This is a genomic window from Planomonospora alba, from assembly GCF_039534085.1.
In the GTDB taxonomy this organism is placed as follows: Bacteria; Actinomycetota; Actinomycetes; order Streptosporangiales; family Streptosporangiaceae; genus Planomonospora_B; species Planomonospora_B alba.
The window spans coordinates 12,927-32,652 of the sequence record NZ_BAAAUT010000050.1 but is presented as its reverse complement, the minus strand read 5'-3'; the positions used below and the strand labels follow the sequence as shown (position 1 = coordinate 32,652).

Here is a 19,726-nt window from a genome sequence, read left to right as displayed (position 1 = left end):
GCTCGGAGCATGACGGCGATCGAGGTGAAGGATCTTCACAAGAGGTACGGCGGGACGCGCGCGGTGGACGGGGTGTCGTTCACCGTGGCGGCCGGCGAGACGTTCGGCCTGGTCGGGCGGAACGGCGCGGGCAAGACCACGACGGTGGAGTGCCTGGTCGGGCTGCGCAGGCCCGACGGGGGGACGGTGCGGGTACTGGGCCTCGACCCGGCGCGCCGGCGCCGGGAGCTGGCCCAGCGGGTCGGCGTGCAGCTGCAGGAGAGCCAGCTGCCGGACCGGTTGAGGGTCGCCGAGGCGCTCCGGCTGTACGCGGGTCTCCACCGCGCGCCGGCCGACTGGCGGTCGGTGATGGAGCGGTGGGGGCTGGAGCCGGTCCGCAACCGGTCGTTCGGCGACCTGTCCGGCGGCTGGAAGCAGCGCCTGCAGCTCGCGCTCGCCCTGGTCGGCGCGCCCGAGGTGGTGGTCCTTGACGAGCTGACGACCGGACTGGACCCGGTCGCGCGCCGGGACACCTGGGAACTGATCGGTGACCTGAAGGCGTCGGGCACCACGGTCGTGCTGGTCAGCCACCACCTGGACGAGACCGAGGCGCTCTGCGACCGGGTGGCGGTCTTCGCCGCCGGCCGGATCGCCGCGCTCGGCGGCCCGGCGGAGCTCGTCGAGCGCACCGGGAGCGGTTCCCTGGAGCAGGCCTGCTTCGCGTTGATGGAGCAGGCCCGCGCGGCGGCACGGGAGGACGCGCGGTGAAGGCCTTCGCCCTGCTCTCGGCGGCCGAGCTCAGGCTGCTGGCCCGCGACCCCGGGTCGTTGTTCTTCATGGTCGCGTTCCCGCTGATGCTGCTGATCCTCAACAGCGGCGGCGACCGCGAGGCGGAGATCTTCATGCCCGGCTACATCGTGATGATCCTGGCCATCGGCGGCCTCTCGGCGCTGCCGGCCACCGTGGCGACGTACCGCGAGCGCAAGGTGCTGCGCCGCCTGGCGGCCGCCCCGGTGGCGCCGCTCACCCTGCTGGCCGCGCAGGTCGGCGCGCAGCTCGCGATGGGGCTCGCCGGGTCGGCCATCGTGGTCGGCGTCGGCGTCCTCGGCTACGGCGCCGGCCTGCCCGACCACCCGGCGCTCTCGGTCCTGGCCTTCCTGCTGTGCGCGCTGATGCTCTACGCGCTCGGCTTCGTCATCGCGGCCCTCGCACCGCGCGCCAAGGTCGCCGAGTTGCTCGGCCTCCTGGTGCTGTTCCCGATGCTCTTCCTCGGGGGAGCCGCCATCCCCCGCGAGGGGCTTCCGGGAGAGCTGCTCAGGATCGGCGAGCACCTGCCGCTCACCTACGCGGTCACCGCGCTGCGGGACGGCTGGTTCGGCTCGCCCGGGGCCTTGCCCCTGCTGGTCCTGGCCGGTATCACAGTGATCGGCACGGCCGTCGCCGCCGTGCTGTTCCGGTGGGAATGAGCGGAGGCGCACTCGTGGACGGCGCGGAGACGCGGTGGATCCGCGCTTTCCACCTGCTGTTCTTCACGTGTCTCGGCATCCCCGCCGCGATCGTGCTGGCCGGCGGGGGCGCCGCGCCGACCGGCCGGGCGACGACGCTCGCCCTGACCGCGCTGGCGGCGGCCTGGTACGCCCTCTTCGTCGCCCGCCGCCCCGACCTGCTGGAGCGGGTCGTGCCCACGGCCCTGCACCTGCTGGTGATCATCGCCCTGCTGGCCGTGCTCATCCTCCGCGAGCCGCTCTACGAGATGGTGCTCTTCGGCGTGTTCGCCCTGCCGTACCTGCTGCTGCCGCGGGGATGGGACTATCTGGGGGCGGTGCTGGTCGTGCTCGTGGTCATGGGCGCGGGCGGGCTGCTGACCGAGATGTGGCACGATCCGGGCGCGCTGGGCACGGTGGCCGGGAACGTCTTCCTGGTCCTGCTGATGGGGTCGTTCGTCGGCTTCCTGGTCGAGCAGGGGGAGCGGAACCGGGAGCTCGGCGTGCTGGAGGAGCGCGCCAGACTGGTGCGGGAGATCCACGACACGCTCGCCCAGGGGTTCAGCGGGATCATCACCCAGCTGGAGGCGGCCGAGCAGGCCGAGGGCGACCCGCCGGCCGTACGGCGGCGCGTCGCCCTGGCCAAACGCCTGGCGCGCGAGAGCCTGGCGGAGGCACGGCGGTCGGTCGACGCGCTGCGGCCCGGTCCGCTGCGGGACGCCGGGCTGGACGGCGCGCTCGCCGCCGTGGCCGGGCGCTGGCAGGCTCTCACCGGCGTCCCGGTGGCCTTCTCGGTGAACGGCGGCGCCCGCCCGCTGGGCGCCGAGGCGGAGACGGTCCTGCTGCGGGCCGCGCAGGAGGGACTGGCCAACATCGCCAAGCACGCGGGCGCCCGCCGGGTGGCGCTCACCCTGTCGTACATGGAGGGAGAGGTCACGCTGGACGTGCTGGACGACGGCGCGGGCTTCGACCCGTCGCTCCCGAGCGGCGGGTACGGCCTGGCCGCGATGCGCGAGCGCGCCGGGCAGGCCGGGGGCACGGTGACGGTGGAGTCGGCGCCGGGAGAGGGGACGGCGCTGTGCCTGAGCATCCCCTGCGCCTGATGATCGTCGACGACCATCCGGTGGTCCGCGACGGCCTGCGCGGCATGTTCGACGGGGTGCCGGACATCACGGTGGTCGCGGAGGCCGCCGACGGGCACCAGGCGCTCGCGCTGGCCCGCGCCGAGCGGCCCGACGTGGTGCTGATGGACCTGCGGATGCCGGGTCTGGACGGCGTGGGCGCGATCGAGCGGCTGCGTGCCGACCATCCGCGCGTCCGGGTGGTCGTGCTGACCACCTACGACGCGGACGCGGACGTCTCGCGCGCCCTCGCCGCCGGGGTGGCCGGTTACCTGCTGAAGGACGCACCGCGCGAGGAGCTGCACCAGGCCGTGCGCACCGCCGCCGCGGGCGGCCGGGTGCTGGCCCCCTCCGTCATGGCCCTGCTGGTCGGCGGGCTGGCCGGCGGGCTGGCCGGCGGGCCCGCTCCGGCGGCCGCCGGGGTGCCGAGCCCGAGGGAGCTGGAGGTCCTCAGGCTCATCGCCGCAGGTGCCACCAACCGGGAGGCGGCGCGGGCCCTGCTGATCAGCGAGACCACGGTGAAGACGCACCTTTCGCACGTGTTCGCCAAGCTGGGGGTGGACAACCGCGCGGCGGCCGTGGCGGTCGCGATGGAGCGTCGGCTCATCTGACGGCCCGCCCGGCCGCCCGGAGCCGGGTCCCGGCGCGCGGGGGGCGGGACGGGTCCGGCGCGCCGGCGGGCGGGGCGAGGCGGCCGCGCCGCCGGTACCACGCGGCGAACAGGGCGGTGGCCAGCAGCAGCTCGGCGAGGTCGCCGCCGTAGTACATGACCTGGGCGGCCCGCCGCAGGTCGGCGGCGTCCGCGCCGGCGCCCGGGGGCAGCGCGGGCGCGTGGGCGTACAGGTGCTTGGCCAGCCAGGCGTGGACCGCGGCCGCGCCGACGAGCGCGGCGACGCGCACGGCCGTGCCCGGGCGGCGGGGGGCGGGGTCGGGGCCGGCGACCGCCCAGGCGAACAGGTAGCCGGCGGCCAGGTAGTGCAGGTGGACCGCGTGGTGGAGCACCGGGCTGGTCAGGGTCGCCGCGTACAGCGGGGTGAGCATCACCAGCAGCAGGCCGCCGGCGTTGAGCGCCGCGGCGGTGACCGGGTGGCCGAGCACGTGCGGGAGCGGGGAGCGGAGCAGGCGGGCGGCGCGGCGGCGGTACGGCACGGGCGCGGTGCGCAGCAGCAGCGTGACCGGCGCGGCCAGGACCAGGGCGAGCGGCGCGAACATGCCGAGCACCAGGTGCTGGACCATGTGGCCGGTGGCGCCGGCCGGCAGCAGGGCGTGCCCGGGCGGGGAGACCGCCGCGGCGAGCGCGGCGCAGCCGGTGAGCCAGGAGGCGGTGCGCAGGCGGCTCCACCCCCGCGGCCCGGCCGCCGCCCGCCGGGCCGCGACCAGGTAGACGACGGCGCAGGCGAGGACCGGCAGCAGCACCGGCAGGGCGGTCGCCCACGCGGCGGCGCCGGGATGCCCGGAGGGCGGGTGCGCCGCGGCCGGGGCCGACAGGTCCGGGAGGGCGGGGAGCGGGGCGTCCGGGCCGAGCGCGGTGGCTGGCCGCATCAGGGGCGCCGCCGGGCGGGCGGGGCGGCGCGCCGGCGGCGGGCGCGTACGGCCAGCACGGCGCCGCAGGCCAGCAGCAGGGCGCCGCTCAGGTTCCACGCCAGGTCGTAGGGGAGCAGGTCGACCCCGTAGCGGATCTGGTGCACGCGCAGCACCTTGTGGTCGACCAGCCCGTCGAACAGCTGGAAGCCTCCCGCACCCAGCAGGAAGCCGCCCCAGGCCGCCGAGGGGACCAGCGCCGCACGGCGGCGCAGGTCGGACAGCCAGAAGAACCCGCCGACGACGGCCACCAGCTCGGCGGCGTGCAGCAGCCCGTCCGAGAGCAGTCCCACCCGGAGGGTGGCGCGGTCGTAGAAGTGGTGCCAGGCCAGGAGCTGGTGGAAGACCAGCTCGTCGACGGCGGCCATGACGCCGATGCCGATGAGGGCGGCCGACAGCAGCGAGGGCCGGAGCGGGGCCGGAGCGCCGGCCGGGGGTTCCGGCCGGTGGGCGGGACTCGACATGCCGGGCCCCTACCCGGCCGGGCGGCGGTCATACGGGCGTCCGGCCGGGCGGGCGGCGCCGTACGCCCGGCCGGGGCGGGACCGCGCGCCGCGCCGCCCCGGCGGCCGGGGCCGCCGCACCCGCTCCTGACCGTTTCATGACCCAAAGTTGGCAGGCGGGGTGGGCGATCCCTCCGTTCTCCGGGCAAAGGTGGTCGAAGTGGAGGAGGTCAGGCCGGTGCGGGACGAGGAGCGGAGAGCGGCGCTGATGAAGCTGCTCGACGACGTCACAGCCGTGGCCAGCGCCAGCGAGGAGCTGGAGCCGGCGGCGCGCACCACGCTGGAGGCGGTCTGCGAGCTGACCGGCTGGCCGCTGGGGCACATGTGCGTGCCGGCCGACATCGGCGACGACTTCGTCTCCTCCGGGATCTGGGTCGGCGCGATCGACAGGTTCCCGGTGCTGCGCGAGGTGACCGCCCGCACCCGCTTCCCGCCCGGCATCGGCACCGTCGGCAAGATCATCGTCACGGGCGAGCCGGTCTGGTCGGCCGACATGATCCGCGACCCGCTGGTGCTGCGCACCCGGCAGGAGAAGGACCTGGGCGTGCGGGCCGTCTTCGCGTTCCCGGTCGTGGCCGCCGACGGCGTCGCGGCGGTGATGGAGTTCTTCTCCGACCACGTGGTCCCCCGCGACGAGGCGCTGCTGAAGGTCATGGCCAGCCTCGGCCACCAGCTCGGCCGGGTGATCGACCGGCGCAAGACCCATCACCTGCTGGAGAGCAGCCGGAACCGGCTGGAGCAGATCATCGAGACCTCCATGGAGGGGTTCGTCTCCATGGACGCCGCCGGGCGCGTCACCGGCTGGAACGGCGCGGCCGAGCGCATGTTCGGCTACTCCCGGCAGGAGGCGCTGGGCCGGCGGCTGCACGAGCTGATCGTGCCGCCGCGCTACCGCGCCGCCGACCAGGCCGGCCGGGAGCGCTTCCTGGCCACCGGCCGCTCGGACGTGCTCGGGCGGCGCCTGGAGCTGTCGGCGATCCGCGCCGACGGCACCGAGTTCCCCGTCGAGCTGGTCGTCTGGGCCACCCGCGAGCACGACCAGTGGACGTTCAACGCGTTCATCCACGACATCACCGACCGCCGCCGGGCCGAGCAGGCCCTGCGCGAGGCCTACGAGGCCGAGCAGCGGACGGTGGCCCGGCTGCGGGAGCTGGACCAGGCCAAGAGCGAATTCGTCGCCACCGTCTCCCACGAGCTGCGCACCCCGCTGACCAGCATCGCCGGATATCTGGAGATCTTCGCCGACGACGCCGAACCGGTCAGCGAGCGCCAGGAGCGGATGCTGCAGTCCATGGTCCGCAACGCCGCCCGGCTCCAGCACCTGGTCGAGGACCTGCTGGCGGTCAACACGATCGACGCCGGCCGGCTGGACGTCGACGCGGCCCCCGTCCCGGTCCGCAGGGTCCTCCGGGAGGCGATACGGGCCGCCGGGGGCGAGGCCCAGGACAGCGGCCACACCTTCCGGGTCCACGTGGACCCCGGGGTGGACGCCGTCACCGCCGATCTCGACCTGCTGGTGCGGGCGGTGGCCGCGCTGCTGTCGAACGCCGTGAAGTTCTCCCCCACCGGCACCCCGGTCGCCGTGCGCGTCTCCGCCTGCGGGGACGCGCACGGGGGCACCGGGGGCACCGGGGGCACCGTGTCGATCGCGGTCACCGACGCCGGGCCCGGCATCGCCCCCGACGAGCTGCCGCACGTCTTCGAGCGCTTCTACCGCACCCGCTACGCCGTCGAGCGCGCCATCCAGGGCATCGGGCTGGGCCTGTCCCTCGCCAGGACGATCGCCCAGGCCCACGGCGGCACCCTGACCGCCGCCAGCGCGCCGGGCGAGGGCTCCACCTTCACCCTCACCCTGCCTGCGGCCGCGGATCAGGACGCCGGGCAGGCGGGCGGGCGGCCTCCGCCCGGCCCGCTCACGCGTTCTCCCGGTTGAAGACGCGGGTGCCGGCCGCGACGCAGACGGCGGCCAGGACGGCCGTCACCGCGGCCCCCGCCGCCACCGCCGGGGTCAGGTAGCGGCCGGCGAACAGCTCGCGCACGGCCTCCACGACGTAGCGGAACGGCGTGACCCGGGACAGCGCGTCCAGCCAGCCGGGAGCCATCGACATGGGCAGGAACGCCCCGGACAGCAGGGTGAGCGGGACGACCGCGGTGCTCATGACAGGCGCGAACAGGTCGGGGTTCATGACCAGCGCGATCGCGTTGGAGAGCGCCGCCAGGCCGATCCCGAGCAGCGCCATGAGGACGAGCCCGGCCAGCACGCCCGCCAGCGGCGCACGCAGGCCGAAGGCGTAGCCCACCGCGACCAGCGCGGCCGACTGGAGCAGCAGGGTGAGCGAGCCGCCCAGGACCCGGCCCAGCAGCAGGGCCGCCCGGTGGGCCGGGGTGACCCTCAGCCGCTCCAGGACGCCGGAGCGGGCGTCGAAGACGACGCCGAACCCGGCCAGGCCCGCGCTGAACAGTCCCAGCTGGACCAGCAGGCCGGGGACCAGCACCTCCCAGGTGCCGACGGCGGCGAACAGCGGGCCGAACAGCACCAGGTACAGCAGCGGCTGGAGCGCGCTGAAGACCATCCCGGCCCTCTGCCGCAGGGCGAGGCGGACGTTGTAGCGGAGGACGAGCCAGGTCTCGCGGAGCACGCCGTTCACGCCGTCCCCCTCTCCCCCGCGCCGACGGTCCCCGCCACGCCCGCGGTGCCGGGGCCGCCGTCCCGCAGGGAGCGGCCGGTCAGGGCCAGGAACGCCTCGTCGAGCGTGCCGGCGCCGCCCCTGATCTCGGCCGGGGTGCCCTCGGCGATGACGGCGCCGTGGTCGACGACGACCAGCCGGTCGGCCAGCGCGTCGGCCTCGTCGAGGTAGTGCGTGGTCAGCAGGACCGTGAGCCCCTCCTCGGCGCGCAGCCGCCGCAGGTGGTCGGCGAGGTCGGCCCGGCTCTGCGGGTCCAGGCCGGTGGTGGGCTCGTCGAGGAAGAGCAGCGACGGCCCGTGGACCAGGCCGAAGGCCAGGTCGAAGCGGCGGCGCTGACCGCCGGAGAGCGCGGCGCCCGGCCGGCCGGCCAGGTGCGTGAGACCGAACCGCTCCAGGGTCTCCGCGACCCGCCGCCGGGCCGCCGCCGGGCGCATGCCGTACAGCAGGGCGTGCAGTTCGAGCTGCTCCCCCACCGGTTCGGCGGGGGCGATCCCGCCGCCCTGCGAGACGTAGCCGATGCGTCCGCGCACGCCCCGGGGGTCGGTGAGCAGGTCGCGCCCGGCGACCGTGGCCGTGCCCGCGGTGGGCCGCAGCAGCGTGGTCAGCATGCGCATGGTGGTGGTCTTGCTCGCGCCGTTGGGGCCGAGCAGGGCCACGATCTCCCCGGCCCGCACGGTCAGGTCGACGCCCCGGACGGCCTCGACGCCGCCCTCGAAGGTCTTCCTCAGACCCGATGTCATGATCATTTCATCGCCTCCATTTTTACAGTAACACTAATTTTTAAGTGACTGCAAAATTTGTTCCGCACCTAGGATGGGGGGCATGAGCGAGGGCCTGCGCGAGCGCAAGAAGAGAGAGACCCGGCAGCGCATCTCCGACATCGCGACGGGGCTGTTCACCGCGCGCGGCTTCGACGACGTGACGGTGGCGGAGATCGCGCGGGCCGCCGACGTCTCGGTCAACACGGTCTTCAACTACTTCGCGACCAAGGAGGACCTGCTCCTGGACCGGGCCCCGGAGGTGGAGGAGCTGCTCGCCCGCGTCTTCCGGGAGCGCCGGCCGGGCGAGGGCGTGCTGGACGCGGTACGGCGCGACTTCCTGGACGCCGTGGACAGCGGGCACTACCGCTACGGGTTCCACGAGGCCGACAGCGGCTTCATCAAGATGATCGAGTCCAGCCCGTCCCTGGTCGCCCGCGTGCGGGAGATGGACGAGGCCAGGGAGCGGAAGCTGGCGGAGGCGATCGCCGAGGAGCTCGGCACCGGCCCCGGCGACCCGGCCCCCGGCCTCGTCGCCGCGCAGATCGGCGCCGTGCTGCGCACCGTGGTCCGCTACGCCGTGCGGCGCATGCTCGCCGGGGAGACCGTCGAGGCCATCGCCCCGGACCTGCGCGCGCAGGGCGAGCGGGCCTTCGCACTGCTGGAGTCGGGGATCGCCGGCTACGCCACGCGCCCGGCGGAGCGGCCCGCGGGCTGACGGGCCCGCGGCGGGGCCCGGCGGTGATCAGGAGTCCGTTAGGATTTAGGATCTTGCACCGTCCTCGGCCGCCACGATCCCGGGAGTCCCCGTGCCGGTGCGCGCGCCTCCGCGCCGCCCTCGAGACCTCGCGCTTCCAGCAGGTCGTCATCACGGCCATCGTGGTCAACGCGGCCACCCTGGGCCTGGAGACCTCCGCCTGGGCCGTCGAGCGGTACGGCACCGTGCTCACGGCGGTCGACCGCCTCGCGCTCTACCTGTTCACCGCGGAGCTGGCCGCCAAGGTCTACGCCTACGGCCCCCGCTTCTTCCGCGACCCGTGGAACCTGTTCGACACCGCGATCGTGACGGTCTCGCTGCTGCCCGCGGCGGGCGGGCTCTCGGTGCTGCGGGCGCTGCGGATCCTGCGGGCGCTGCGGCTGATCTCGGTGGTGCCGAGCCTGCGCCGGGTGGTCACCGCGCTGCTCACCGCGGTGCCGGGGATGACGTCGATCGTGCTCCTGCTCGGCCTGGTGCTCTACGTCGCGGCCGTGATGGGCACGAAGCTCTACGGCGCCACCGCGCCGGAGCACTTCGGGGAGCTGCCCACCTCGCTGTTCACCCTGTTCCAGATGATGACCGGGGACGGGTGGTCCGACATCACCCGCCGGGTGATGGCCGAGCACCCGTCGGCGTGGGCGTTCTTCGTCCTGTTCAGGCTGGTGTGCACGTTCGTGGTGCTCAACCTGTTCATCGCGGTGGTGGTCAGCGCGATGGAGGAGGAGCACGCCGAGGAGTCGGTGCACGCCACCGAGGAGCTGGGCGTCGCGGTGCTGGCGGAGCTGGCCGCGCTCCGGGCCGAGGTGCGCGAGCTGCGCGACCGGGTCCCGGCCGCGACCGCGCCGCCCGCCCCGCCGCTCCCGGCCGCCCCCGCCGCTCCGCTCCCGGCCGCCCCCGCCGCTCCGGTCCCGGCCGCCCCCGCCGCTCCGGTCCCGGCCGTCCCGGCGCCGGAGGCCGCGAAGACCGCGAAGGCCATGAAGACCCCGAAGGCCGTGAAGACCCCGAAGCCGTCGAAGGGGCGGCCGTCCCGCAAGCGGCCCGCCCGGCGCGGGGGCGGGCCGGGTCAGCGGGAGTAGAACTCCACCACCAGCTGCTCGTCCACCGGGACCGCGATCTGCTCGCGCACCGGCCGGGAGACGACGGTGAAGCGCAGCTGCGCGTGGTCGACGGCCAGGTAGGGGGCGGTGCGCTCGTCGGCGTAGACCCCCTCCGCGGCGGCGACGAACGGCTGCATCGCCCGGGAGCGCTCCCGCACCGCGATGACCTGGCCCGGCTTGACGAGGTAGCTGGGGATGTCCACCTTGCGGCCGTCCACGGTGATGTGGCCGTGCGCGACGTACTGGCGGGCGGCGTAGATGGACGGGGCGAGCCCGGCGCGCAGGACCAGGGAGGCCAGGCGGCTCTCCAGCAGCACCACCAGCTCGGCGCCCGACCGGCCGGAGCTGCGCAGCGCCATGTCCCAGTAGCGGCGCATCTGCCGCTCGGAGACGTCGTAGTACCAGCGCAGCTTCTGCTTCTCCATCAGCCGCAGGCCGTAGTCGCCGCTCTGGCGGCGGTTGGTCTTGCGGCCGTGCTCACCCGGCGGGTACGGCCGCTCCTCGAAGTAGCGGACGGCCTTGCGGGTCAGCGGGACGCCGGCGCGCCGGGAGAGGCGCACCTTGGGTCCGGTGTAGCGCACAGTCACTCCATTGTGCTTAGGTATGCCTAAATGAGGTAAGCCTTACCTTAGTTGAAACAGCCGCAAGATCTCAAGGAGAGCCGGTCCATGCAGCAGCCCGTCACCGTGCCCCCCGTCCCCGAACGCGTCCGCACCCTCGCCGCGACCGCCGCTCCCACCCACGTCTCCCTCCCGGGCGCCGCCCGGCCCGCGTGGTGCGCGCGGGGCGGGGTGGACCACGCGGGCCGGCCGGTCCTGCTGGTCGGCCCGGGAGACCCGCTCCACGGCGCCCGGGACGAGCCCGTGGTGACCGTGGACCTGGTCGCCAGCCGCTCGCTCGGCGGGGTGGAGCTCCCGCGCGGCCTGCTCAAGGTGCAGGGCTGGGCGCAGGCCGTACCGGAGCGCGAGCTGCGCGCGACCGCGGTCGCGATCGCCGACCGCTGCCCGGACGAGGCGCTCTTCGAGGTGCTGGAGGGCGCGGACGGCCCCCGGCTGCTCCGGGTGGACGTCGGCCAGGTGATCTATCTCACCGGTCCGGAGTCGGGCGTGCTCGACGCCGAGGAGTATCTCGGCGCCGCCCCCGACCCCCTGGCGGCCGCGGCCGAGAGCATGGTGCGCCACGTCAACGGCGCCCACCGGGACCGGCTGGCGGCCGCGCTGGGCCCCCTGCTCGACCTGCCCGCCGACGACCTCTGGCTCTGGGAGCTGGACCGCTTCGGCGCCACCGTGCGCTCCGGCCTCGACGACCCGACCCTGATCCGGCTGCCCTGGCCGGCTCCCGCCGCCGACGCCGGGTCGCTGGAGCAGGCCCTGCACTGCCTGCTGTGCCACCGGTGACCCCGCGCCCCCGGTGATCGCGCCCCTCCGGCCGGAAACGGCACGGCCCGGCGCCGCGGCCGTTTCCGGCACGGGCGGTCCCCGGTAAGACCGGTTTCCCGACGGATTCCGCCCCGGAGACGGAAACCGGTGCGGCCGCCTACCTTTCCGTGCGGACCTCTCCGGTGGCGCGGACGATTTCGTCCACGAATCCGTACTCCTTCGCCTCGGCCGCGGTGAACCAGCGGTCGCGGTCCCAGTCCTGCTCGATCCGCTCCAGCGGCTGGCCGGTGTGGAAGGCGATGCGCTCGCGCATCAGCTGCTTGGTGTGGAGCATCTGCTCGGCCTGGACGGCGATGTCGGAGGCCGTGCCGCCGACGCCGCCGGACGGCTGGTGCATGATGATCCTGGCGTGCGGCAGCGCGTACCGCTTGCCGGGCGCGCCCGCGCAGAGCAGGAACTGCCCCATCGAGCCCGCCAGGCCCATCGCCACGGTGACGACGTCGTTCGGGACGTACTGCATGACGTCGTAGACCGCCATCCCGGCCGAGATCGAGCCGCCGGGCGAGTTGATGTAGAGCCGGATGTCGCGCTCGGCGTCGTCGGCGGAGAGCAGCAGCAGCTCCGCGCAGATCCGGTTGGCCGCCTCGTCGTCCACCTCGCTGCCCAGCACGACGATCCGCTGGCGCAGCAGCCGCTGGTGGAGCTGCTCCCCGGGAGCCGGCTGCGGATGTGTCATCTCTTCCACCTGCTTCGATCGGGATTTTCCGAAAAACGGATCCCTGCGACCGTAACCCCGCCCGGCGCCCCGTTCTCCCCGCGTTCGCTCTGGGCGCTTTTCGCGCAGAGCGCAGCGGTCCGGGAATTCTCCGCGTGTTCACCCCGCGCGATTCCCGGGGGAACCCGCGCCGCACCGGAATCGTTTTCCCCGCCTTTTCCCGCGCCGCGGCCCCGCATACCGGACCGGCCCCCCGCCGTGCGATGATGGCTCGGCCATGTCCGCCCGCCTGCCTCTCCGCCTCGCCCGCGCCGCGGTCTTCGCCGTGGTCTGCCTCGGGCTGAGCGTGGCGGCGCACCTGTTCGCCGGGGGCCGGGTCTCCGGGGCGGGCGCGCTCGGCGGGCTGGCGCTGGCGTTCGCGGCGGCCGCCGCCCTGTCCGGGCGCGAGCGCACGCCGGCCGTGATCGTGCCGCTCCTGGCGGGCCTGCAGGCCGCCGGGCACGTGGTGTTCTCCCTCACCGGCGGGGCCGCCCCGGCGGCCGCCCCGCACACGCACTCCGGGCTGCTGCCCGCTCTGGGCATGCTGGCCATGCACGGCTGGGCGGCGGTGCTGGTCTCGCTCTGGCTGGCCCGCGGCGAGGCGGCGCTGTGGGCGCTGCTGCGGCGCCTGCCGGTGCGGCTGCGCCGCGTCCTGCGGGTGCACGCCGTCCCGGAGCCGGTGCCCTTCTTCGCCGTCCGCGCGGCCGAGCCGCGGGCGCTCCGCCCGGCTCTGCTGCGCCACGCCGTACGGCGGCGCGGTCCTCCCGTGCGGCGCGCCGCCGTCCCCGGCTGACCCTCCGGCCGCCGGGGCGCGGCCGTGCGTCCCTCCCGGCCCGTGTACGGCGGGCCGTCCCACCCGGCCCGCGCCCCGCGGGCGTCACGGCCCCTGCGCGCCCCCGTCCCGGGGTCCCGCGCGGGCGGCCGTCTTCGCGGACCCGCGTGCGCGGCCCCGTCCGAGGGGCCCGCGCGCCCGGCCGCCGTCTCCGGATCCGCCCGCGCGGCCCGGGGGACCCCCGGGTTCCCCGGCCGCCCGGCGGCCCGGCCGGCCGGTCGTCCCGCGTGACCTCTTCCACCGGCGTTCCTCCGGCGGACCCCCTGCGCGGCGGCCCGCCGTACGGCCCAGAAAGGCTTCCAGCGTGTCCTCTCGTCACGTCCGCGTCCCCGCGCTCCTGCTCGCCGCCGCGGCGGCGCTGTCCGGCTGCGGCTCGTCCACCACGGCCGCGCCCGCGACCCCCGCGCCCGCCGCCTCCGCGCCCCCCTCCACCGCCCCGTCGGCGGCCCCGTCCGCCGCCACCGCCCCGCTCACCGTCACCGACCCCTGGGTCAAGACCACCGACGAGGGCATGACCGCCGCCTTCGGCACCCTGGTCAACACCACCGGCGCCGAGGTGACGGTCGTCTCCGCCTCCTCCCCGCTGTCCTCCGAGGTCGAGCTGCACGAGGTCGTCGAGTCCGGCGGCACGGCCGTCATGCGCGCCAAGAAGGGGGGTTTCGTCATCCCCGCGCACGGCACGCACACCCTGGCGCCCGGCGGCGACCACATCATGCTGATGGGCGTCACCGGGAAGGTGGAGCCCGGGGCGCAGGTCGCCTTCGCCCTCACCCTGCAGGACGGCTCGACCGTGGAGTTCACCGCCGTCGGCAAGGACTTCGCCGGCGCCGAGGAGCACTACCAGCCGGGCGGGGGCGGCCACTGATGACCGAGCACCGGATCACCCGGCGGGGCCTGCTCGCGGGCGGCGCCGCCACGGCGGTCGGCGCCCTCGCCGCCTGCTCCCCCGCCTCCCCGGCCTCGCCCGGCCCGGCCGCCGCGTCCACCGCGCCGTCCACCGCTCCGCCCGGGGCCGTACCCGCCGCGGCCTCCGGCGGGTACGGCGCGGCCGTCGAGCCCTTCCACGGGCCGCACCAGGCGGGGGTGGCGACGGACCCCCAGGCGCACGCCGTCTTCGTCGGCCTGGACCTGCGCGCGGGCACCGGCCGGGAGGCCCTCGCGCGCCTGATGCGGCTGCTCACCGACGACGCGCGCCGCCTGACGGAGGGCAGGCCCGCGCTCGCCGACACCGAGCCCGAGCTGGCGCTCTCGCCCGCACGGCTGACCGTCACCTTCGGGTTCGGTCCCGGCCTGTTCACCGCGGCGGGGCTGGAGCACCTGCGCCCGGACTCGCTGGCGCCGCTGCCGCCCTTCTCCGTCGACAAGCTCCAGGACCGGTGGAACGGCGGCGACCTGCTGCTGCAGATCTGCGCCGACGACCCCCTGACCGTGGCCCACGCGCTGCGCATGACGGTCAAGGACGCCCGCTCCTTCGCCGAGGTGCGCTGGGTCCAGCGGGGCTTCCGGCGCGGCCTCCACCTGCAGGCCGCCGGGACGACCCAGCGCAACGTCATGGGCCAGCTGGACGGGACCGTCAACCCCCGGCCGGGCACCGCGGACTTCGACCGGGCCGTGTGGACCGGCGACGGACCGGACTGGCTGCGCGGCGGCACCACGCTGGTGCTGCGGCGCATCCGGGCGGAGATGGAGACCTGGGACGCCGCCGACCGGGTGGCCAAGGAGTTCTCCGTGGGCCGCCGCCTGGACACCGGCGCCCCGCTCACCGGGGGCGGCGAGCACGACGAGCCGGACTTCGGGAAGGTCGACGCCTCCGGGTTCCCGGTCATCGCGGAGCAGGCCCACATCCGGCGGGCCCGCGTCGCCGACCCGGGCCTGCGGATCTTCCGCCGGGTCTACAACTACGACGAGGGGATCACCGCCGGCGGGCGCGCCGACTGCGGGCTGCTGTTCGCCTCCTACCAGGCCGACATCGCCCGGCAGTTCGTCCCGATCCAGCGGCGGCTGGCCGAGGCCGACCTGCTGAACGAGTGGACGACGCCGATCGGCTCGGCCGTGTTCGCCGTTCCACCGGGCTGCGCGGCCGACGGGTGGATCGGCGAGACCCTGCTGTCCTGACGGGCGCCCCGGGCCGGGGCGCGCTCGGCGGCCGGGGCGCCCGGCGAGCGCGGGGCGGCGCTCACGGATTGAGCAGGACCTTGATCGCCCCGTCCTGCTTCTTCTGGAAGATCTCGTAGCCGTGCGGCGCCTGCTCCAGGGGGAGGCGGTGGGTGGCCAGGTCCATCACCCCGAGCGGGTCCGACTCGTCGAGCACCAGCGGCAGCAGCTCGTTGGTCCACCGCCTGACGTGGGCCTGGCCCATGCGCATGGTGACGCCCTTGTCGAACATCCGCAGCATCGGCATCGGGTCGGCCATGCCGCCGTAGACGCCGCTGACCGAGATCGTGCCGCCGCGCCGCACGGTGTCGATGCACTGGTGCAGCGCGGCCATCCGGTCGACGCCCGCGGTGGTCATCAGCGGCGCGGCGATCATGTCGGGGAGCAGGCCGGTGACGGTCTGGGTGAGCTTCGCGACCGGGGAGCCGTGTGCCTCCATGCCGACGGCGTCGATCACCGAGTCGGGTCCCCGGCCGCCGGTCAGCTCGCGGACCGCCTCGGGGACGTCGTCGACCTCCGAGGCGTCGACCACTCTGATGCCGTGCCTGCGGGCCATCTCCAGCCGCTCGGGGACGCCGTCGATCCCGACCACCCAGTGGCCCAGGTGCTTGGCGATGCGGGCGCACATCTGGCCGATGGGGCCGAGACCGAAGACCGCGACCGTGCCGACGTCGGGGATGTCGGCGTACTCCACCGCCTGCCAGGCGGTGGGCAGCACGTCCGACAGGTAGACGAACCGCTCGTCGGGCGGGCCGTCGGGCACCTTGATCGGCCCGAACTGGGCCTGCGGGACGCGCAGGTACTCCGCCTGCCCGCCGGGGACCGCGCCGTACAGCCGGGTGTAGCCGAACAGCGCGGCGCCCATGCCGTGGTCGCGGACCTGGGTGGTCTCGCACTGGGCGAAGAGCTTCAGCCCGCACATGTGGCAGTGGCCGCAGGAGACGTTGAAGGGGATGACCACCCGGTCCCCGGGCTCGATGTGGGCGACGTCCGCGCCGACCTCCTGGACGATGCCCATCGTCTCGTGGCCCAGGACGTCCCCCTCGTTCAGGAACGGCCCCATGATCTCGTACAGGTGCAGGTCGGAGCCGCAGATCGCGGTGGTGGTCACCTTGATGATCGCGTCGGTCGGCTCCTTGATGATCGGGTCGGTGACCTCCTCGACCCGGATGTCGCGCTTGCCGTGCCAGGTGACGGCCTTCATGCTCTGCCTCCTCTGTCCGGACCGGGCGCCGCGCGGGCCGCCCGGTCGAGCCGTCGGGCGCTCGGGCGGTCAGCGCAGCCGCGGCAGGATCTGCTCGGCGTAGAAGTCGAAGAAGGCGTCCTGCTCGCCGCCGATCTGGTTGACGTAGACCTCGTCGAAGCCGGCGTCGACGTACTCCTTGATCGCCGCCAGGTGGACCTCGGGGTCGGGCCCGCACGGCGTCCCGGCGCTCGCCTGCTCCACGGTGACCGTCTGCGCGAGCTGCTCGAAGTGCCGGGGCAGCGGGAGCAGCTGCGCGGCCTCGCCCTGGATGCCCTGGGTCGGCCAGAGCCGGTGCACGGTCTTGCGCGCCGCGTCCTCGTCTGCGGCGTAGCAGACCTTCAACCCGCCCTGGGTGGGTTTGCCCTGGCCGCCCGCGGCGTGGAAGCGCTCCACGAGCTCGGCCGAGGGGCCGGTGCAGATGTAGCCGTCGGCGATCCGCCCGGCCAGCTCCACCGCCTTCTCCCCGAAGCCGGACATGTAGATCGGCGGCGGTGCGTCGGGCAGCGTGTACAGGCGGGCGGTGTCGACGTCGTAGTGGGTGCCGCGGTAGGTGACCAGCTTCCCGCTCCACAGCTCCCGCATGAGCTCGATCGCGTCCTCCAGCATCTCCAGCCGCTCCTCGGCGGGAGGCCAGCGCGAGTCGATGATGTGCTCGTTGAGCGCCTCACCGGTCCCGACGCCGAGCCGGAACCTGCCGCCGGTCAGCACCGCGCTGGTGGCGGCGGCCTGGGCGATGATCGCCGGATGGACGCGGACCAGGGGGCAGGTGACCGCCGTGGTGATCGGCAGCGAGGTCGCCTCGGCGAGGGCGCCGATCACCGACCAGACGAACGAGCTCTGCCCCTGCTCGTCGAGCCAGGGATGGAAGTGGTCGGAGATCCACAGGGCCTCGAACCCGGCCTCCTCGGCGCGCTTGGCCTGCCGTACCAGCTCCCGGGGGTCGTGCTCCTCGCTTGACAGGAAGTAGCCGAACGTCGTCATGCACCGCCTCCTCGACCTGGATGAGCTGCAGGGACTCTCCCCATACCCGCGCTGGGGCGGTCAAACGGGGGAGAACGGCACGCTGCCTTGTGCCTTCTGCACCGCAGGGGCGACACTGGGAGGACCAGGCGCATGAGCGGTCCAGGAGACGCCGGGACCGCCGTCCTCATGTCGCTGCTCTGGAGCCGTCCATGCCACTGCGGATCAGCGGAGAGCGCCACCACGCCTTCACCGTCATCCGGCTCGCCGGAGAGGTCGACAAGACGCAGGAACGCCGGCTCCGCGCGACGATCGACGAGGCTCTCGCGGGCGAGCGCCCCCGGCTGCTGTTCGACCTGTCGTCGATGACCTTCATCGACTCCTCGGGGCTGCGCCTCCTCGTCCAGGCATCCTGCCGGGCCCACCGCTGCGGCGGCACCTGCGCCCTGTGCTGCCTCACCCCGGCGCCCCGCCGCCTCCTGAGGCTGACCGGCCTCGACACCGCCTTCGACGTGTACCCCACGCTCGGCGCGGCGCTCAGCGAGGGGGAGCCGGAGAGCGCCGCCTCGGTGGAGCTGCGCTGACACCCGCCGGTTTGCCCCCCACCCCTGGGGCATCTGGGGAGGTATGCGGGTAATAGTCATCGGCGCGACCGGCAACGTCGGCACCAGCGTGGTGTCCGCCCTGGCCGCCGAGAGCAGCGTCACATCCATCCTCGGGCTGGCCCGCCGGCCGCCCGACTGGCATCCCGACAAGACCACGTGGCGGACGGCGGACGTCGCCGCGGACGACCTCGTGCCGTACCTCGACGGCGCCGACGCGGTCGTCCACCTGGCCTGGCTGTTCCAGCCGACGCGCCGGCCGGTGACGACCTGGCGCAACAACGCGCTGGGCAGCATCCGGGTCTTCGAGGCGGCGGCCCGGGCGAAGGTGCCCGCGCTGGTCTACGCCTCCTCGGTGGGCGCCTACTCCCCCGGCCCGAAGGACCGCGCGGTCACCGAGGACTGGCCGACCCACGGCTGGCCCGGCGCCGCCTACGGCCGGGAGAAGGCCTACGTGGAGCGGGCCCTCGACGCCTTCGAGCGCGAGCACCCGGAGATCCGGGTGGTACGGCTCCGCCCCGGATTCGTCTTCAAGAAGGAGGCGGCGAGCGAGCAGCGGCGGCTCTTCGCCGGGCCGCTCCTCCCCCACCGGCTCGTCCGGCCGGGCATGATCCCCTTCGTCCCCGACCTGCCCGAGCTGAGGTTCCAGGCGCTGCACGCCGAGGACATGGCCGAGGCCTACCGCCTGGCGGTGGTCAGGAACGTCTCGGGCGCCTTCAACATCGCCGCCGACCCGGTGCTCGACTCCGCGCTGCTGGCCGAGGTGCTCGGCGCCCGCCGGGTGCCCGTCCCGGCCTGGCTGCTGCGCGGCGCCGCCTCCGCCGCCTGGCACCTGCGCCTGGTGCCCGCCTCCCCGGACCTGCTCGACATGCTGTTCACCGTACCGATCATGGATGTCACCCGGGCCCGCACCGAGCTCGGCTGGACCCCCCGGCACTCGTCGGTCGACGCGCTGCGCGCGGTGCTGGAGGGCGTCCGCACCGCCTCGGGCATGGACACCCCTCCCCTGTCCCCGCGGACCGGCGGTCCCGCTCGGTCGAAGGAGGTCACCACCGGGATCGGCGAGCGGCCCTGACCTCGCCGCCGGTCCCGGAGGCCGGCGCCGGCGGCGGTGGAGGAGCGGAGAGGAAACGGCGCGGAGGACCGGGAGGGAAACGGTGAGAGGCGAAGGCCCCGGCTTCCCGCCGGGGCCTTCGCCTCTTCGTTGCTCCGCCGCCGTGGCGGCCGTTCGCGGTGCCTGCCCGCGTCAGTACCGCGAGGTGGCGGCGTGCCGGCGGCTGAGCGCCAGCCCCAGCCCGACCATGCCCAGGCCGAGGAAGAGGTGGAGCCAGTTGTCGGCGGTGTTGAACGGGACGAAGTTGGCCGAGCTGTCGTGCGGGACCATCAGGCCGTACAGCCAGAACAGCAGGTAGACGATGCCGCCGCCGATCAGGAAGTTGCGGGCGCCCGTCCACGTCCGGGACATCGCCAGGCCCGCGATGCCGAACAGCAGGTGCACGATGTTGTGCAGGATCGAGACCTCGAAGATGCCGAGCAGCATCGCGTCGGATTGGTGCCCGGCGAGGGCGAGCTGGTCGACGTTGCTCGTGATGCCGGGGATGAAGCCCAGCACGCCGACGAGGAGGAACACGATTCCCGTGATCCGCGCCGCGAGCTGCAGCGGGGAACGGGTTGCCGTGTGGGTGCGCGGTGCGTCCATGATGTCTCCCTCGGTGGTCGGGTCTGCCGCCCTCCCCTGCTACCCCCCGCGCACGGATGTAGTCACCCGTCGCGGAACAGGGACCGCAGTGGCCGCACGGCGCCGCACGGGCCCGTGCGCCGGACCCGCCGGA

Annotated in this window: 22 protein-coding genes; 13 read left to right on the top strand and 9 right to left on the bottom strand. The window is 74.8% G+C overall.

Translation table 11 applies throughout. The features are described 5' to 3' along the window. Nucleotides 1–9: 9 nt before the first annotated feature. Genes ABD823_RS26075 through ABD823_RS26060 form a run of 4 tightly spaced genes read left to right on the top strand, consistent with a single transcriptional unit; the run spans nucleotide 10 to nucleotide 3,195 of the window. Nucleotides 10–747: an ABC transporter ATP-binding protein gene (locus ABD823_RS26075; protein ID WP_344864018.1), complete on the top strand. Its 738-nt coding sequence runs from the start codon at nucleotides 10–12 to the stop codon at nucleotides 745–747. Beyond that, complete coding sequence (locus ABD823_RS26070) at nucleotides 744–1,445, top strand: ABC transporter permease (RefSeq protein ID WP_344864016.1); 702 nt, start codon at nucleotides 744–746, stop codon at nucleotides 1,443–1,445. The genes ABD823_RS26075 and ABD823_RS26070 overlap by 4 nt, the downstream gene beginning before the upstream one ends. Then, complete coding sequence (locus tag ABD823_RS26065) at nucleotides 1,442–2,566, top strand: sensor histidine kinase (RefSeq protein WP_344864014.1); 1,125 nt, start codon at nucleotides 1,442–1,444, stop codon at nucleotides 2,564–2,566. Before ABD823_RS26070 ends, ABD823_RS26065 begins: the two co-directional genes overlap by 4 nt. After that, nucleotides 2,542–3,195 (top strand): response regulator, encoded by a 654-nt coding sequence (locus ABD823_RS26060; RefSeq protein ID WP_344864012.1) that lies wholly within the window; start codon nucleotides 2,542–2,544, stop codon nucleotides 3,193–3,195. The genes ABD823_RS26065 and ABD823_RS26060 overlap by 25 nt, the downstream gene beginning before the upstream one ends. Here ABD823_RS26060 and ABD823_RS26055 read toward each other — a convergent pair. Both ABD823_RS26055 and ABD823_RS26050 read right to left on the bottom strand, forming a co-directional pair. Then, a complete protein-coding gene (locus ABD823_RS26055; RefSeq protein ID WP_344864010.1) occupies nucleotides 3,188–4,126 on the bottom strand; it encodes a cytochrome c oxidase assembly protein in 939 nt (312 codons plus the stop codon). The two genes, ABD823_RS26060 and ABD823_RS26055, sit on opposite strands and share 8 nt — an antisense overlap. Then, nucleotides 4,126–4,629 carry a DUF2243 domain-containing protein gene (locus ABD823_RS26050; protein ID WP_344864008.1) on the bottom strand — a complete coding sequence of 168 codons (504 nt, stop codon included), beginning with the start codon at nucleotides 4,627–4,629 and terminating at the stop codon, nucleotides 4,126–4,128. Before ABD823_RS26050 ends, ABD823_RS26055 begins: the two co-directional genes overlap by 1 nt. Nucleotides 4,630–4,828: 199 nt before the next feature. Between ABD823_RS26050 and ABD823_RS26045 the strand changes: the two genes are divergently transcribed. Next, the gene (locus tag ABD823_RS26045; protein ID WP_344864006.1) at nucleotides 4,829–6,601 is read left to right on the top strand and encodes an ATP-binding protein; all 1,773 of its coding nucleotides are present in this window, start codon (nucleotides 4,829–4,831) and stop codon (nucleotides 6,599–6,601) included. Here ABD823_RS26045 and ABD823_RS26040 read toward each other — a convergent pair. Both ABD823_RS26040 and ABD823_RS26035 read right to left on the bottom strand, forming a co-directional pair. Further along, nucleotides 6,582–7,316, bottom strand: coding sequence for an ABC transporter permease (locus ABD823_RS26040; RefSeq protein ID WP_344864004.1), 735 nt, complete (start codon nucleotides 7,314–7,316; stop codon nucleotides 6,582–6,584). The two genes, ABD823_RS26045 and ABD823_RS26040, sit on opposite strands and share 20 nt — an antisense overlap. After that, complete coding sequence (locus ABD823_RS26035) at nucleotides 7,313–8,095, bottom strand: ABC transporter ATP-binding protein (RefSeq protein WP_344864002.1); 783 nt, start codon at nucleotides 8,093–8,095, stop codon at nucleotides 7,313–7,315. Before ABD823_RS26035 ends, ABD823_RS26040 begins: the two co-directional genes overlap by 4 nt. A gap of 82 nt (nucleotides 8,096–8,177) precedes the next feature. On the opposite strand from ABD823_RS26035, the gene ABD823_RS26030 reads away from it, so the two are divergent. Together ABD823_RS26030 and ABD823_RS26025 are read left to right on the top strand one after the other, a co-directional pair. Beyond that, the gene (locus tag ABD823_RS26030) at nucleotides 8,178–8,831 is read left to right on the top strand and encodes a TetR/AcrR family transcriptional regulator (protein ID WP_344864000.1); all 654 of its coding nucleotides are present in this window, start codon (nucleotides 8,178–8,180) and stop codon (nucleotides 8,829–8,831) included. A 53-nt stretch (nucleotides 8,832–8,884) separates the two neighbouring features. After that, nucleotides 8,885–9,946: an ion transporter gene (locus ABD823_RS26025; protein ID WP_344863998.1), complete on the top strand. Its 1,062-nt coding sequence runs from the start codon at nucleotides 8,885–8,887 to the stop codon at nucleotides 9,944–9,946. Here the strand turns inward: ABD823_RS26025 and rpsD are convergent. Further along, the gene (gene rpsD, locus ABD823_RS26020) at nucleotides 9,934–10,548 is read right to left on the bottom strand and encodes a 30S ribosomal protein S4 (protein WP_344863996.1); all 615 of its coding nucleotides are present in this window, start codon (nucleotides 10,546–10,548) and stop codon (nucleotides 9,934–9,936) included. The two genes, ABD823_RS26025 and rpsD, sit on opposite strands and share 13 nt — an antisense overlap. A gap of 87 nt (nucleotides 10,549–10,635) precedes the next feature. On the opposite strand from rpsD, the gene ABD823_RS26015 reads away from it, so the two are divergent. Then, complete coding sequence (locus tag ABD823_RS26015) at nucleotides 10,636–11,364, top strand: DUF2470 domain-containing protein (protein ID WP_344863994.1); 729 nt, start codon at nucleotides 10,636–10,638, stop codon at nucleotides 11,362–11,364. A 139-nt stretch (nucleotides 11,365–11,503) separates the two neighbouring features. Here the strand turns inward: ABD823_RS26015 and ABD823_RS26010 are convergent, their stop codons facing one another. After that, complete coding sequence (locus ABD823_RS26010) at nucleotides 11,504–12,082, bottom strand: ATP-dependent Clp protease proteolytic subunit (protein ID WP_344863992.1); 579 nt, start codon at nucleotides 12,080–12,082, stop codon at nucleotides 11,504–11,506. A 256-nt stretch (nucleotides 12,083–12,338) separates the two neighbouring features. Here ABD823_RS26010 and ABD823_RS26005 point away from each other — a divergent pair, with 256 nt between their 5' ends. From ABD823_RS26005 to ABD823_RS25995, 3 genes are all read left to right on the top strand, one after another. Further along, nucleotides 12,339–12,893, top strand: a complete 555-nt coding sequence (locus ABD823_RS26005; RefSeq protein WP_344863990.1) for an MFS transporter — start codon at nucleotides 12,339–12,341, stop codon at nucleotides 12,891–12,893. Between the two features lie 343 nt (nucleotides 12,894–13,236). Beyond that, on the top strand, nucleotides 13,237–13,797 hold the full coding sequence (locus ABD823_RS26000) for a copper chaperone PCu(A)C (RefSeq protein ID WP_344863988.1): 561 nt from the start codon (nucleotides 13,237–13,239) through the stop codon (nucleotides 13,795–13,797). Continuing rightward, on the top strand, nucleotides 13,797–15,047 hold the full coding sequence (locus tag ABD823_RS25995) for a Dyp-type peroxidase (protein WP_344863986.1): 1,251 nt from the start codon (nucleotides 13,797–13,799) through the stop codon (nucleotides 15,045–15,047). The genes ABD823_RS26000 and ABD823_RS25995 overlap by 1 nt, the downstream gene beginning before the upstream one ends. A 61-nt stretch (nucleotides 15,048–15,108) precedes the next feature. Here the strand turns inward: ABD823_RS25995 and ABD823_RS25990 are convergent, their stop codons facing one another. Together ABD823_RS25990 and ABD823_RS25985 are read right to left on the bottom strand one after the other, a co-directional pair. Then, on the bottom strand, nucleotides 15,109–16,290 hold the full coding sequence (locus ABD823_RS25990) for a zinc-dependent alcohol dehydrogenase (protein WP_344863984.1): 1,182 nt from the start codon (nucleotides 16,288–16,290) through the stop codon (nucleotides 15,109–15,111). Between the two features lie 69 nt (nucleotides 16,291–16,359). Then, nucleotides 16,360–17,313: an LLM class F420-dependent oxidoreductase gene (locus tag ABD823_RS25985; protein WP_344863982.1), complete on the bottom strand. Its 954-nt coding sequence runs from the start codon at nucleotides 17,311–17,313 to the stop codon at nucleotides 16,360–16,362. 191 nt (nucleotides 17,314–17,504) lie between these two features. Between ABD823_RS25985 and ABD823_RS25980 the strand changes: the two genes are divergently transcribed. After that, nucleotides 17,505–17,876, top strand: a complete 372-nt coding sequence (locus ABD823_RS25980; protein ID WP_344863980.1) for an STAS domain-containing protein — start codon at nucleotides 17,505–17,507, stop codon at nucleotides 17,874–17,876. Nucleotides 17,877–17,919: 43 nt separating this feature from the next. Further along, the gene (locus tag ABD823_RS25975) at nucleotides 17,920–18,969 is read left to right on the top strand and encodes an NAD-dependent epimerase/dehydratase family protein (RefSeq protein WP_344863978.1); all 1,050 of its coding nucleotides are present in this window, start codon (nucleotides 17,920–17,922) and stop codon (nucleotides 18,967–18,969) included. 171 nt (nucleotides 18,970–19,140) lie between these two features. Here ABD823_RS25975 and ABD823_RS25970 read toward each other — a convergent pair whose 3' ends face one another. Next, nucleotides 19,141–19,593 carry a DUF4383 domain-containing protein gene (locus ABD823_RS25970; protein WP_344863976.1) on the bottom strand — a complete coding sequence of 151 codons (453 nt, stop codon included), beginning with the start codon at nucleotides 19,591–19,593 and terminating at the stop codon, nucleotides 19,141–19,143. Between the last annotated feature and the right edge of the window lie 133 nt (nucleotides 19,594–19,726).